This is a genomic window from Acinetobacter sp. 2JN-4, from assembly GCF_003687745.1.
GTDB lineage: Bacteria > Pseudomonadota > Gammaproteobacteria > Pseudomonadales > Moraxellaceae > Acinetobacter > Acinetobacter halotolerans.
The window spans coordinates 1-255 of sequence record NZ_RDNY01000038.1 but is presented as its reverse complement, the minus strand read 5'-3'; the positions used below and the strand labels follow the sequence as shown (position 1 = coordinate 255).

Below are 255 nucleotides of genomic sequence, written 5' to 3'. Positions count from 1 at the left end.
TTGATGATGAAGAATTACTTGAATTAGTAGAAATGGAAGTTCGTGAACTTCTTTCTACTTATGACTTCCCAGGTGATGACACTCCAATCATCCGTGGTTCAGCGCTTCAAGCATTAAACGGTAACGACGGTCCTTATGGCGAACAAGCTGTAATCGACTTAGTTGCTGCACTTGACTCTTACATTCCAGAGCCAGAGCGTGCAATCGACAAAGCATTCCTAATGCCAATCGAAGATGTATTCTCGATTTCTGGTC

1 pseudogene is annotated in these 255 nt (G+C 42.7%); it reads left to right on the top strand.

The annotated features are described in order from the left end of the window. A pseudogene (gene tuf / locus EAH57_RS15870) lies at window positions 1–255 on the top strand (elongation factor Tu); the annotation flags it as partial.